This window comes from Streptomyces sp. NPDC018045 (assembly GCF_044327445.1).
GTDB lineage: Bacteria > Actinomycetota > Actinomycetes > Streptomycetales > Streptomycetaceae > Streptomyces.
Map to the genome: position 1 here is coordinate 40915 of NZ_JBIRFL010000004.1, position 12638 is coordinate 53552.

Annotated in this window: 15 protein-coding genes; 10 read left to right on the forward strand and 5 right to left on the reverse strand. The window is 74.0% G+C overall.

The features are described from left to right. The first annotated feature begins 123 nt into the window (after nt 1–123). Entirely contained in the window at nt 124–414 is a 291-nt protein-coding gene (locus ACH4EB_RS11035) for a hypothetical protein (protein ID WP_398347114.1), read from the forward strand. A 171-nt stretch (nt 415–585) separates the two neighbouring features. Next, nucleotides 586–1134: an ATP-binding protein gene (locus ACH4EB_RS11040; protein WP_398347115.1), complete on the forward strand. Its 549-nt coding sequence runs from the start codon at nt 586–588 to the stop codon at nt 1132–1134. Nucleotides 1135–1193: 59 nt separating this feature from the next. Here ACH4EB_RS11040 and ACH4EB_RS11045 read toward each other — a convergent pair whose 3' ends face one another. Beyond that, nucleotides 1194–1505 (reverse strand): SHOCT domain-containing protein, encoded by a 312-nt coding sequence (locus ACH4EB_RS11045; protein ID WP_398347116.1) that lies wholly within the window; start codon nt 1503–1505, stop codon nt 1194–1196. Between the two features lie 386 nt (nt 1506–1891). Here ACH4EB_RS11045 and ACH4EB_RS11050 point away from each other — a divergent pair, with 386 nt between their 5' ends. The 5 genes from ACH4EB_RS11050 (at nt 1892) to ACH4EB_RS11070 (ending at nt 5597) form a co-directional block, all read left to right on the forward strand. Continuing rightward, nucleotides 1892–2473 carry a TetR/AcrR family transcriptional regulator gene (locus ACH4EB_RS11050; RefSeq protein WP_398347117.1) on the forward strand — a complete coding sequence of 194 codons (582 nt, stop codon included), beginning with the start codon at nt 1892–1894 and terminating at the stop codon, nt 2471–2473. A gap of 38 nt (nt 2474–2511) precedes the next feature. After that, nucleotides 2512–2907 (forward strand): cupin domain-containing protein, encoded by a 396-nt coding sequence (locus tag ACH4EB_RS11055; RefSeq protein ID WP_398347118.1) that lies wholly within the window; start codon nt 2512–2514, stop codon nt 2905–2907. Nucleotides 2908–2945: 38 nt separating this feature from the next. Next, entirely contained in the window at nt 2946–3530 is a 585-nt protein-coding gene (locus ACH4EB_RS11060; RefSeq protein ID WP_398347119.1) for a DUF4865 family protein, read from the forward strand. Then, nucleotides 3527–4792: a phosphotriesterase gene (locus tag ACH4EB_RS11065; RefSeq protein WP_398347120.1), complete on the forward strand. Its 1266-nt coding sequence runs from the start codon at nt 3527–3529 to the stop codon at nt 4790–4792. The genes ACH4EB_RS11060 and ACH4EB_RS11065 overlap by 4 nt, the downstream gene beginning before the upstream one ends. 76 nt (nt 4793–4868) lie before the next feature. After that, nucleotides 4869–5597, forward strand: coding sequence for an aspartate/glutamate racemase family protein (locus ACH4EB_RS11070; RefSeq protein ID WP_398347121.1), 729 nt, complete (start codon nt 4869–4871; stop codon nt 5595–5597). A gap of 262 nt (nt 5598–5859) precedes the next feature. On the opposite strand, the gene ACH4EB_RS11075 is transcribed toward ACH4EB_RS11070, so the two are convergent. Continuing rightward, nucleotides 5860–7104, reverse strand: coding sequence for an ROK family protein (locus ACH4EB_RS11075; RefSeq protein ID WP_398347122.1), 1245 nt, complete (start codon nt 7102–7104; stop codon nt 5860–5862). 373 nt (nt 7105–7477) lie between these two features. Here ACH4EB_RS11075 and ACH4EB_RS11080 point away from each other — a divergent pair, with 373 nt between their 5' ends. The 3 genes from ACH4EB_RS11080 to ACH4EB_RS11090 all read left to right on the forward strand — a co-directional run bounded on the left by ACH4EB_RS11080 (nt 7478) and on the right by ACH4EB_RS11090 (nt 9046). Then, on the forward strand, nt 7478–7861 hold the full coding sequence (locus ACH4EB_RS11080; RefSeq protein WP_398347124.1) for an SCO4225 family membrane protein: 384 nt from the start codon (nt 7478–7480) through the stop codon (nt 7859–7861). Continuing rightward, nucleotides 7848–8603 carry a maleylpyruvate isomerase family mycothiol-dependent enzyme gene (locus tag ACH4EB_RS11085; protein WP_398347125.1) on the forward strand — a complete coding sequence of 252 codons (756 nt, stop codon included), beginning with the start codon at nt 7848–7850 and terminating at the stop codon, nt 8601–8603. Before ACH4EB_RS11080 ends, ACH4EB_RS11085 begins: the two co-directional genes overlap by 14 nt. Nucleotides 8604–8800: 197 nt before the next feature. Beyond that, a complete protein-coding gene (locus ACH4EB_RS11090) occupies nt 8801–9046 on the forward strand; it encodes a DUF6332 family protein (RefSeq protein ID WP_398347126.1) in 246 nt (81 codons plus the stop codon). A gap of 36 nt (nt 9047–9082) precedes the next feature. Here the strand turns inward: ACH4EB_RS11090 and ACH4EB_RS11095 are convergent, their stop codons facing one another. The 3 genes from ACH4EB_RS11095 to ACH4EB_RS11105 form a co-directional block, all read right to left on the reverse strand. Further along, the gene (locus ACH4EB_RS11095) at nt 9083–9748 is read right to left on the reverse strand and encodes a response regulator (protein WP_398347127.1); all 666 of its coding nucleotides are present in this window, start codon (nt 9746–9748) and stop codon (nt 9083–9085) included. Then, nucleotides 9745–11070, reverse strand: a complete 1326-nt coding sequence (locus ACH4EB_RS11100; protein ID WP_398347128.1) for a sensor histidine kinase — start codon at nt 11068–11070, stop codon at nt 9745–9747. The genes ACH4EB_RS11095 and ACH4EB_RS11100 overlap by 4 nt, the downstream gene beginning before the upstream one ends. 348 nt (nt 11071–11418) lie before the next feature. Further along, entirely contained in the window at nt 11419–12624 is a 1206-nt protein-coding gene (locus ACH4EB_RS11105; protein ID WP_398347129.1) for a geranylgeranyl reductase family protein, read from the reverse strand. Nucleotides 12625–12638: the final 14 nt, after the last annotated feature.

The window sequence follows — 12638 nt, forward strand, 5'->3', positions numbered from 1 at the left end:
GGGACCGGACCGGGGGCGAGCTTTGGCCAAGGGGTACTGGTGCACGCGGCACGACGCGGGCAGACTGCGCACCGAGGGGGCGGGTGGAGGCCGCACGCCCGACGTGTCGAGGAGGTGATCGCCATGGCGGAGCCCGAGTTCAACGCCACCGGGGTACGCATAGAGAGATGGCTGCTCCGGTCGCTCACCCGGGCGGGCCAAGTCGTGATACAGGACGGCAGACTGGCCCTGCTGACGAGTTACGGCACCGAGATCGACAGCGCGCCGGTGCAGGCCGTACAGGCGCACAAACCGCTGTTCGCGGCCCGTGACCGGGCGCTCGCGACCCTGAACGGACACCGTTACTCGCTGACGCTGGGCACCCCGGACCGCTTCCTGGATGCCGTACGCGCGGCGCGCTCCACTCGCGCTTGACAGGGTCTTTCGGGGGACGGTGCGGTTGCGGGAGCGCACTGGTGGGACGACCCTGGACTCGTATCACTGAGGGTTCACCAGCGGTGACACTGTGGTGGAAGGCGGCATCGCTGGATCCGATCTTCGCCCCCGTCGTACGAGGGCGCCCGACCTCATCAGGGAGTCGCGGTCGTGATCAGGCAGCCCAGCAGACACTGCACGGTGGAGCTCCAGGCCCTTCCGGCCCGGATCGGCCAGGTGCGCAGAATCGTATCGGCACAGCTCCGGTACTGGCGTCTCGACGCCTTGATAGACCCGGCGGCACTCGGCGTGACCGAGCTGCTGGCCAACGTGCACCAGCACGCCGTGCCCAGCAAGCAGTGCACCGTGGAACTGCTCGTCCTCCTGGACCAGCTCACGGTGTCGGTACGCGACCTGGATCCTCGGCTGCCCCGGGTGCGGACGGCCGCGACCCTCGACACCGAAGGCCGCGGACTGTCGCTGATCGCGGCCCTGAGCGAGAGCTGGGGGGTGCGCCCCGACGGCGGCGGCAAGATCGTCTGGTTCACGCTCCCCGCCCTCTCCCTCGCACCGGAGGAGTCGGTATGCCGCACGTCGGCGGGGCGCACGTCGTGCGCCCGTGGCCTGACAGCGCGCGAACCGGCGCTCACAGCGGCCGAACCACCCTTGCGCACACCGGTGGACAGCCGCCCACGGGTACGGGGCGCCGGGGTCGGCTGAAGGGACGTGCGGGCGTACGCCGAGCGGGCGCGCGGCCTTGAGCGTCCGCGCGCCCTTTTTCACACCGTTGCGCTCTTGCCTTCCGTACCGAACCGCTCGTCCAGCACGGAGAGCCGGCGCCAGTACTCCTCCTCGTCGATCTCCCCGGTCGCGAAGCGCCGGGCCAGCAGGTCGATGGGCGACGGACCGGCAGGCGCCGCCTGCGCGGCCCCGGCACCACGGAGGCCGCCGACCGGCCGCCGGCGGCCGCGCCGGACGGTACGCCGCAGCAAGGTGACCACGCCGAACACGACGGCCGCCCAGAACAGCGGGAAAAGAACGACCCAGGGCCCGGGGCCGCCACCGGCCCACGGGTGCGCCAGCTCGTACATGACAGATCAGCTCCTCGTCGACGGTTGCCGCGCGGGCCGGGGCCCGGAGGTGGACACCGGCTCGGCGCGGCCGCGAAGTTCGCCCTTCCGAGCCTGGCCCGCCGGGGTCCGCGGGTCGTCGTACGGCCGACGGCATCGTGGGTACTGCCGGGGTGGTACGGCGCGGGGGGCGGTAGGGCGCGTGGGGCAAGTAGGGCATGTGGGGCCGATCGGCCGGAGAGGGGCGGGCAGGGCCGGGTAAGGCCGGGGAGAGCCGGACGGAGCCGCGCCAGGCCGGGCATGACCTGGTTGATCTGCGGGATTTGCGGACCTGCGGATTCTGCGGGGCTGCGGGTTCCGCGCATCCACGGTTGATCTCTGTAACTACTGGTATGTACAGTCGCCCCATGACCACCTCCGAACGGCTCATCGAGAGCACCCGGCAGCTCCTCTGGGAGCGCGGCTTCACCGGCACCAGCCCGAAGGCGATCCTGCAGCACGCCGGCGTCGGCCAGGGCAGCATGTACCACCACTTCGCGGGCAAGTCCGACCTGGCACTCGCCGCCATCCGCCGCACCTCGGAGGCCATGCGGGCCACTGCCGACACCGCCCTCTCCGGGGAAGGCGGCGCGTACGACCGGGTGCGGGCCTACCTGCTGCGCGAGCGTGACGTGCTGCGCGGCTGTCCCGTGGGCCGGCTGACCATGGACCCGGACGTCATCGCCGATCCGGCGCTGCGGGCCCCCGTGTTCGAGACGCTCGACTGGCTGCGCGGCCGGATCGCCGGGATTCTCCGCGAGGGGCGGGAGCGCGGCGAGTTCGACGCGGAGCTGGACCCGGAAGGCACCGCCGCCGCTGTCGTCGCCACCGTGCAGGGCGGCTACGTGCTGGCCCGCGCCGCCGCATCAACCGCCCCCTTCGACACCGCCGTACGCGGAGTGCTGGCCCTGCTCGCGGCCCGCGCCACCGGCCCCACCCCCACCGCCTGACAGGCCGTCAGCACGCTCACCGGAAAGACCCCACCACCATGGAGATCACCCGTAGCCGCGCGGACAGTCAGGCCGGCCCGGCCGAGCGCTTCACCGGCACCGTGTGGCTCGACGAACTCGCGGCGCCGCCCGCACCGTCCCGGCTGCGCATGTTCAGCGTCCACTTCGCGCCCGGCGCCCGTACCGCTTGGCACCGCCACCCGCACGGCCAGGTCCTGCACGTCACCGAGGGCGCCGGCCTGGTGCAGCGCAGGGGCGGCCCGGTCGAGGAGATCAGGGCCGGGGACACGGTGTGGACCGGTCCGGACGAGTGGCACTGGCACGGCGCCGCGCCCGGCACGTTCATGACCCACCTCGCCGTGGTCGAGGCGGCGGACGACGGCACGACCGCCGACTGGGGCCGCCTCGTCGACGGAGCCACCCGGCCCGCGTGAACCAGCACCCCACCGTTTCCCACCCACTTGGAGCACCCGTGCACGCCCTGCAGTACGCCGTCACCCTCCCCGCCGACTACGACATGGAGATCATCCGCGACCGGGTCCGGACCCGGGGCCACCTCCTCGACGCCTACGAAGGGCTCGGGATGAAGGCGTACGGCATACGGGAGCGCGGGGTCGACGGTTCGCCCGTCAATCAATACGCGCCGTTCTACCTCTGGGCCGACGCCCTGGCGATGAACCGTTTCCTGCTCGGCGCCGGCTTCCGCGGCGTGATCCGGGACTTCGGCCGCCCCGAGGTGCGCCACTGGATGGGCGTCCACCACGAGCGGGGGCCGTCCGCCGGGGCGGTGCCGGGTTCTTTCGTCCGGCGTACGCAGACGCTTGCCGAGGGGACGGATCCGGCCACCGCCGTCGAGGAGGCGCTGGCCGGTCAGCGGCGGCTGGCCCGTACGGACGGAGTGCACACCACCGCGCTCGCGCTCGACCCCCGGCACTGGGAGCTGGTGCACTTCACCCTCTGGGAAGGCGCCGCGCCGGAGACGGACGGGGAGCGCTTCCAGGTGCTGCACCTGTCCGCGCCGCAGGCGGACCTGCTGCCGACCGGGGCGCAGTGGTGACCAGGCGCGCGGAACCCACCGTCCGTACGGTCTCGGGAGACGTCTCCCCCGCCGTACTGGGCCTCTGCGACGCCCACGACCACCTGTTCCTGCGCAGCCCGCGATTGCCCGGCCAGGAACTCGCCGACGCCGGCGCGGCAGCGGCCGAGCTACGGGCCTTCCGGGAGGCGGGCGGCGGCACGGTGGTCCAGTGGACGCCGTACGGGATGGGGCGGCACGCGGGCGAACTGCCGCGACTCGCCGAGGAGTCGGGCGTGCGGATCGTCGCGGCGACGGGTCTGCATCAGGCGGTCCATTACGCGCCGGAGGTGCTGGAGCGGGTGATGGGGAATCGCGGCGCTTCGGGCGGTGTGGGCAGCTCGGGTGGCGGTGCGGCAAGGGGCGCGGGGCTGCGGGACTTGGCGGAACTGCGGGATCTGGCGGGGCTGTTCGTGGCGGAGCTGACGGTAGGGATCGGCAGTTGGACCGGGAGCTGCGGGGAATTCGGTACGGGTGTGACCACCGGGAAGGGGGAGGTGAGCGACACGGGCACGACCGATGGGACGGGAGCTGCTGTCGAGGCCGCTGAGGTCACCGGGGCCGTGAAGACCGCCGGGACCGGCAAAGCCGCCGAGGCCGTCAAGGCCGCCGGGGCCATCAAGGCTCCCGAGACCGTTGAGGCCGTCAGGGCCGCCGGCGGTGCCGCCGGGTGCCCCCGGGCCGGGATGATCAAAGTCGCGGGCGGCTTCCACGGTCTGGACGCGCACGCCCGGTACACCATGGCCGCCGCGGCCGAGGCCCACCACGCCACCGGCGCCCCCATCGGCGTCCACCTGGAGCTGGGCACCGGCGCGCCGGACGTACTCGACCTGCTGTGCGGGACGTTGGAGGTGCCGCCGCAGCGGGTGATCCTGGGGCACCTCAACCGCTCCCCCGACCCGGTCACCCACCGGTCGGCCGCCGCTGCCGGGGCCTACCTGGCCTTCGACGGGCCGTCCCGCGCCCACCACGCCACCGACTGGCGGCTGCCGGAGGCGCTGGCCGCGCTCGCCGACGCCGGGTACGGGGACCGGCTGCTGCTCGGCGGGGACACCACGACGGCGGCCGCCCGGTCGGTCGACGGCGGACCCGGCATGCCCCACCTGCTGCGCCACCTGCGTCCGCGGCTCGAAGTCACTCTCGGCGAGACGCTGGTGCGCGACATCTTCACGGCGAACCCGGCCCGGGCGTTCGCGGTCGCATGGGAGCCGGAGCCGGTGCCGGTGCCGGTGCCGGGCGTCTGACGCCGATCGCGGACGGTCGTTGTCAGTGGGGCGGGTGACAATGGCGGCAGCGTGACCGTCGGCCACCGGAGGCACCATGCGACACCTGGGCATCCTCGCGCACAGCACCGAAGGGGCGGCGCTCTGCTTCCGGGCCTTCTGCCAGGAGGCGTCCGCCGAGCTGGGGGCGTACGACCACCCGGACGTGACCCTGGACTGCATCAGCATGGCGCGGAGCATGCCCGCCTGGGATGCCGGTGAGCACCACACGATCCGGGCGACGCTCGCCGGGAGCGTGGCGCGCCTCGCCCGCGCCGGGGCGGATTACTTCGTCTGCCCGGACAACACCGCCCATATGGCACTCGAACTCCCCGGCGCGGAGCTGCCGCTGCCCGGCCTGCACATCGCCGAGGTCGTCGCCGAACGCGCCGCCCGGGACGGGTACGGCCGCGTCGGCGTCCTGGGGACCGCGTACACGATGGACGGCCCGCTCTACAGGAACGCGCTGGGCTCCCGCGGTATCGCGGCCGGCGTGCCGGACGAGGACGACCGCCGTACCGTCCACCGGATCATCTTCGACGAGTTGGTGAACGGCGTGTTCACCGAGCCCTCGCGCCGGGAGTACATACGCGTCATCGAGCGGCTGGCGGCCCGCGGCTGTGCCGCGGTCGCCCTCGTGTGCACGGAGATTCCGCTCCTGGTGTCCCCGGAGGTATCGCCGCTGCCGACGCTGGACTCGACACGGCTGCTGGCACACGCGGCCTTCGAGACCGCCGTCGGCCGACGGGCCGCGCCGCGGTGGCGCGGGGGCCCGGTCGGGAGCTGACGCTGCGCCACGCCGGGCTGGCCGGGGACCTGTTCGGGGCCGAACTGGCGTGCGGGGCGGCTCGGCGGGCCGGGGGCGGCCGGGTCGCGGGGCGGCACTGCGCGTCACGGAGCGGCACGTGGCCGGGCGCAGGGTGGCAAAGCGACCGGGCGGCGGCCGGAACGCCGGGCGGCGCCGCGGCCGGGGCGGCGGCCCCTCACGGAGCGGCACGTGGCCGGTTCGCGGGTCGGCACGCGGTCCGGTCGCGTGCCGACGTGGCCGTTCAGCCAGCTCCGGGTGCCTGCTCCGCTGCCTCCAGGATCACCAGCGGGTCGTCCAGCACCGGCTGCCACGCCAGCTCGGCCGCGCCGACCAGGCTGTTGTGGTCGAGCGTGCACGGCAGTATCGGTACGCCGCCGCTGCGTCCCCACAGGCTGCGCTCGGCGACCACGGACCGCAGCCGTTCCGGGTCCGCGCCCAGGAGTTCGCGGTGCAGGCCGCCGAGGATGATGCGGTCGGGGTTGAGGATGTTGACGAGCCCGGCGATCCCGAGGCCCAGCCGGTCGATCAGCAGGTCGGCGGCGGCCCGTACGGACGGGTCCTGGTACTCCTCGCGGAGCAGGTCGGTGGCCTGCCGCAGCAGCGAGCCCTCGGGGCCCGGTTCGCGGCCCGCGGCGCCGAGGAAGGCGAGCGGGTCCGCCTCGACGTCCAGGCAGCCGCGGCTGCCGCAGTGGCAGGACGCGCCCTCCGGGTGGACGGTCAGGTGGCCGACCTCCAGGGCCAGGCCCGAACTGCCGCTGTGCAACCGGCCGTCCAGGACCAGCGCGCCGCCGACGCCCCGGTGCCCGGAGGCGATGCACAGCAGGTCGCGAGCGCCGCGCCCGGCGCCGTGCCGGTGTTCGGCCAGCGCGGCGAGGTTGACATCGTTGCCCGTGAAGCCGACCGCGGCGGTGACCCCGGGGATGCCGGCCTCGGCGAGGGCGCGCCGGAAGAGGCGGCGTACGGGGGCGCCCGTGGGCCAGGCCAGGTGCAGCGGGTTGAGCGCCTCGCCGTCGGGTTCGGCGACGGCGGACGGGATGGCGAGCGCCGCGCCGAGGCAGCGCCGCCCGGTCCGTTCGAGCAGCCCGGAGCCGGCCGCCACCGCTTCGGCCAGCACATGCGCCGGGTCGGCGGGGATCGTGCCGCAGCCGCTCACGGTGGCCACGATCCGCCCGCCGAGGCCGACCAGCGCGACACGGAAGCCGTCGGCGTGGATCTGCCCGGCGAGCACGACGGGACCGTTCTCGTCGATGAACAGCCGGTGCGACGGGCGGCCTTGGGACCCCGCCGAGGAGGTCGGGCGGGAGTCGACGATGATCAGCCCGAGCGCTTCCAGCTCCGCCGCCACCGCGCCCGCGGTCGCCCGGGTCACGCCGAGTTCCGAGGTCAGGACGGCGCGGGTGGGTGCGCGCCCGGTGTGTACGAGCTCCAGTGCGGGTCCGAGAGCGCTGCGGCCCCGTTCCAGCCTGGTTGTCCGAGTGTGGGTCACGCCCCCATTCTTGCTTTGTGCCGACGGTAAACAAAATACGGGCCTCCCTTCCGGGAAACACGCGGCGCCCGGGCCCCGCACACTCGCGGCGGACGCGGCACGCGTCCCGTGACGCACCCCGGGACGCATCCCCTACGGCGGGCGGGGCGGCGCGTAACCGTGGCGTCGCGGTACGGGTACCGCACGGCGCGTACCGGACCGTACGCGGGAGTCGATACGCGGATGGCGGGTACCCGACCTGCCGGAAGGGCCCGTATGCGGACCATGATTGACTACTTGGTCACGGATTCGGCCAGGGCATCCGGCCGGAGAGCGCCGGCGCGCGGGACGCGCACGCCGGCACCACCCGGCCACCCCGACACCTGGGGGCCGCATGAACGTCACGGCTCGGCTGCGCGGGCTCGCGCGGCTGATGTTCGGCAATCCGGTATCGCTCGTCTACCTGGCGCTGGTGGTCGCGGCGGTGCTCTTCGCCGTGGTCGACCTGGCCTTCGTGCAGCATGAGGACGCCTCCTTCTCCGGCGTCTGGGCGGCGCTGCTCACCGCTCCCACGGTCTTCCCGCTGTGGCTCGCCGGTGACGCGCTGTGGGGCGACGCCGGGTCGCCCCAGTGGTACCTGATCCTGACTTTGGCCATTGCCGCGCTGGTCAACGCGCTGCTGCTCGGGCTGATCCACCGCGCGCTGCGCGGGCGGCCGGGTGCGCGAAGGGCCGTTGTCAGTGGCAACTGGCACACTCAGCGGCATGGAGACCACTGACTTCATCGATACGCTGGCGCGGGACGGCCAACTGCTCGCCGATGCCGCCGAGAAGGCCGGGGCGGACGCCCCGGTCCCCACCTGTCCGGAGTGGCGGGTGCGCGACCTGCTCGTCCACACGGGCCAGGTGCACCGCTGGGCCGCGAAGTTCGTGGCAACGGCCGCCCAGGAGAAGGTGGCGCCGCCCGAGGGCCCGCAGCCACCCGACGAGGCGCTGGCCGACTGGCTGCGCGAGGGCTGCCGGGAGCTGGTGGCGACGCTGCGCGCGGCGCCGGCGGACCTGTCCTGCTGGACCTTCCTGCCCGCACCCTCCGCGCTGGGCTTCTGGGCGCGGCGCCAGGCCCACGAGACGGCGATCCACCGCGCCGACGCCGAGGCCGCCCTCGGCACGGGCATCACCCCCTCAGCGCCCGCCTTCGCCGTGGACGGCATCGACGAGCTGCTCATCGGCCTGGTCCCGCGCGGGCTCGAAGCGCTGCGGACGGACACGCCGCGCACGCTGCACATACGGACCACCGGCGAGGCCATCGGGGCCTGGACGGTGCATCTGTCGGACGCGCCACTGCGCGTGGAACGCACGGAGGGCGTCCCGGCCACGGAGGTTCCCGCGTCGGACTGCCTGATCGAGGGACCGGCGCCCGAGCTGTATCTGGCCCTGTGGAACCGCCGCCCGCTGGACGACCTCACGGTGGCCGGCGACACCGCGACGGCCCGGCTGTGGCGGGAACGGTTCATCATCTGACGCGTCAGGAGGCATCACCCGAACGGCGAACCAGCCGAAGAACCGGGCAACCGGAAAACCGGGCAACCGGAAAACCGGGCGACCGGGCGACCGGGCGACCGGGCGACCGGGCGACCGGGACCACCCAACCGGCCATCCGGCCATCCGGCCATCCAGCCATCCGCCAAACCCAGGCCACCGCATGACAGGCTGTCACCATGTCTCCGAGCCGCCCTCAGGCCGAACGTGACGCGATGACCGTCGAGATCGGCTTCGCCCTGCTGACCGGAGCGTTCGTGGCCGCTCTCGCCTTCGGCGTGGTCATGAGCCCCTTGCTGTTCCTCCACCCGGACCGGAACGGTACGGGGATGGTCCTGACGGCGGCCGGTTGCGCTGCGGGGGTCGCGTTCGTCTGGCGAGTGGTGCGGGTCCTGCGCCGCTTCACCGGTCGGCGCTCCGGATGAGCTCACGCCCGCCGGGGAGCGCTCCCCGGCGGGCGGCTACCCGAGCCAACCCGGGCGTACGAGCCCGGACTCGTACGCCAGCACCACCAGTTGGGCCCGGTCGCGCGCGCCCAGCTTGACCATCGTGCGGCTGACGTGCGTCTTGGCGGTCAGCGGGCTGACGACCAGCCGGCGGGCGATCTCCTCGTTCGACATCCCGATGCCGACGAGCGCCATCACCTCCCGCTCGCGCTCGGTGAGCGCGGCCAGGGTGCCGTTCGCGGCCGGTTCCTTGGAGCGGGCGGCGAACTCGGCGATCAATCGGCGGGTGACACCCGGCGAGAGCAGCGCGTCGCCCTCGACCACGGCGCGTACGGCCCGCACGAGTTCCTCCGGCTCGGTGTCCTTGACCAGGAAGCCGGAGGCGCCGCAGCGGATCGCCTCGAAGACGTACTCGTCCAGCTCGAAGGTGGTGAGCATGACGACCTTCACGGCGGACAGCCGGGGATCCTCGGTGATCTGGCGGGTGGCGGCGAGCCCGTCCAGCACCGGCATCCGGATGTCCATCAGGACGGCGTCGGGGCGCCGGTCACGGATGGCGACCAGTGCTTCCTCGCCGTCCGACGCCTCCCCGACCACCTCGATGTCGGGCTGCGCGTCCAGCAGGGCCCGGAAGCCGGCGCGGACCAGAAGCTGGTCGTCGGCGAGCAGTACCCGGATCACGGCTCCTCCTCGTTGGCATGGGGAATCACCGTATCCGCAGCGTGCGCGCCGCCGGGCTGTTGCGGCTCCGGTGGCCCGACGGGTGTCGCGGGGCGCAGCGGGAGGCGGGCACGCACCCGGAAGCCACCGTCCGGGCGCGGTCCCGCCTCGGTGGTGCCGCCCAGTGCGGCGGCGCGTTCGCGCATACCGGCCAGGCCGTTGCCGCCCCCGGTGACGTCCCCGGCGCGCCCGGCGGCGGTCGCCGGGCCGTCGTCGTCCACCGTGATCTCCAGCGCGTCGGGCTGATGGCCGAACCGGACCCGGGCGGTGCGGGACCCGGAGTGCCGTATGACGTTGGTCAGCGCCTCCTGGACGATCCGGAAGGCGGCGAGGTCGGCGCCCGGGGCCAGGCGGGCCGGTGTGCCGCGTACGGTGACCTCGACCGTCAGGCCGGCGCCCTTGGCCTGCTCGCACAGTTCGGACAGCCGGTCCAGGCCGGGCGCCGGGGTGCGCGGGGCGTCACCCGGTGTCCGCAGCGTGTCCAGGACCTGCCGGACCTCACCGAGTGCCTCCTTGCTGGCGGCCTTGATGGTGGTCAGGGCGGTGCGGGCCTGTTCGGGGTCGTCGTCCAGGAGGGTGAGGCCGACACCCGCCTGGACGTTGATGACGGAGATGCTGTGCGCGAGCACATCGTGCAGTTCACGGGCGATCCGCAGCCGTTCCTCGTCGGCCCGCCGCCGCTCGGCGGCCATCCGTTCGGCACGTACCCGCGCGAACTGCTCACGGCGTACCCGCGCCAGCTCGGAGACCGCCACGACCGCCACGACGAGAACCGTGATGAAGAGCTGCTCCCCCCAGGGCGCGGGCCCGTCGCCCGGCGGCGGCAGCCGGCGGTGGAGCCAGTGGCCGACCAGGAGGTGGCTCACCCAGACCAGACCGACGGCGGACCAGGCGGCGGTACGGTGCCCGGCGACGACGGCCGCGAAGCAGCCGACGGCGATGACGAGCAGGACCGGGCCGTACGGGTAGCCGGCGGCGAGGTAGGCGGCGGACGTGACCGCCGTACCGAGGGCGACGGTACGCGGGTGGCGGTGCCGCAGGAGCAGCAGGGCCACGCCCGCGGACATCAGCAGGTAGGCGAGCGGGTCGAGGTCGGCGCGGCCGGGCTGCCCCCTCGCGGCGAACCGGGTGCCGACGAACACGAACACGGCGAACCCGGCCGTCGAGATCCAGGGCAGCCGCCCGCCGGAGCGGCCCACGGGGCCGCCGCCGTCCACCGGCAGCCGCCCGTCCGGGCGCGGGCCGTGGCAGAGCCGCGCCCACCGCGGCCGTCCTTGGTCCATGCCGCCACGCTAGACCGGCACACCGTGCGGGGCGTCGGCCCGGCGTGGTGATCAGCCGTACTCCCTGGGGAGTAGCTGCCGAGCGACGGATTCACCCACACCGCTACGCCCACACCGCTCGCCACCGGGGCACCACTCCCCGCCGGGCACCGCTCGTCCCACCAGGGCGCCACCCCGCCGAGGCATCGCCGCCCGCCAAGGCACCGCCGCACGCCGGAACTGTGGAACCAGAGCCCCCAAGCCCGAAACGCACCGGAACCGCCGCGAACCCCCGGCCCTTAGCCCCAGCAGCTCGGCCCCAGCCCCGCCCCAGAGGCCCGCTACCGCCCTGCCCCCTACTCCCTATCCCTACTCCCGGTCCAACGCCCCCACCGCCCGCCGCGCCATCGGATGCGTACGGACGATCTCCGCCAGGGTCGTCGTGCCCCGGACGATCTTCGCGAAGGCGTGCCAGGCCGGGCGGAAGCCGGTCAGGGCCGCGTGGACCAGACCGGGGCGGCGGGAGAAGAGGGTGAGCATACGGCGGCCGACGCCCATCTCCACGCCGAGCCCGGCCTTGATCGCGAAGGCGTAGTTCAGGGCCTGGCGGCGGGCGTCCACCGCGTCGTGCGCCTCCGAGACGCGGACCGCCCACTCCCCCGCGAGCCGCCCGGAGCGCAGGGCGAAGGAGATGCCCTCCCGGGTCCACGGCTCCAGCAGTCCGGCGGCGTCGCCGCACACCAGGACGCGGCCACGGGAGAGCGGGGAGTCCTCGGCACGGCAGCGGGTCAGGTGGCCGGAGGAGATGCTCGGCTCGAAGCCCGCGAGGCCGAGGCGGCCGATGAAGTCGTCCAGATAGCGCTTGGTCGCGCCGCCCTCGCCGCGCGCGGAGATCACGCCGACGGTGAGGGTGTCGCCCTTGGGGAAGACCCAGCCGTAGCTGCCCGGGATGGGGCCCCAGTCCACGAGCACCCGCCCGGCCCAGTCCTCGGCGACCGTCGGCGGTACCGGGATCTCGGCCTCCAGGCCCAGGTCGACCTGGTCCATCTTCACGCCGACATGCGCGCCTATCCGGCTGGCGCTGCCGTCCGCGCCGACCACCGCGCGGGCCAGCACCACCTCGCCGTCGCCCAGCACCACGGCGACGGTCCGCCGGTCCGGCACCGCGGAGCCGTGCTGCTCGACCCGGGAGACCGTGACGCCCGTACGCAGCTCGGCGCCGGCGTCCTGGGCCGTCTTGACCAGTCCGGCGTCGAACTCGGGGCGGTTGATGAGCCCGAACAGCATGTTCTTGGAGCGGCGGGTGCGGGTCAGCTTCCCGTTGAGCGAGAAGGTGACCGCGTGCACCCGGTCGCGCAGCGGCAGCTCGAAGCCGGGTGGCAGCGCGTCGCGGGACGGTCCGATGATGCCGCCGCCGCAGGTCTTGTACCGGGGGAGTTCGGCCTTCTCCAGGAGCAGCACCCGGCGTCCCGTACACGCCGCGGCGTAGGCGGCCGAGGCTCCGGCGGGCCCCGCGCCCACCACCACGACGTCCCACACCTGCTGGTTTCCCTCGGCTGCGCTGTCGCTGCTCACCTGTGCTTCTGCTC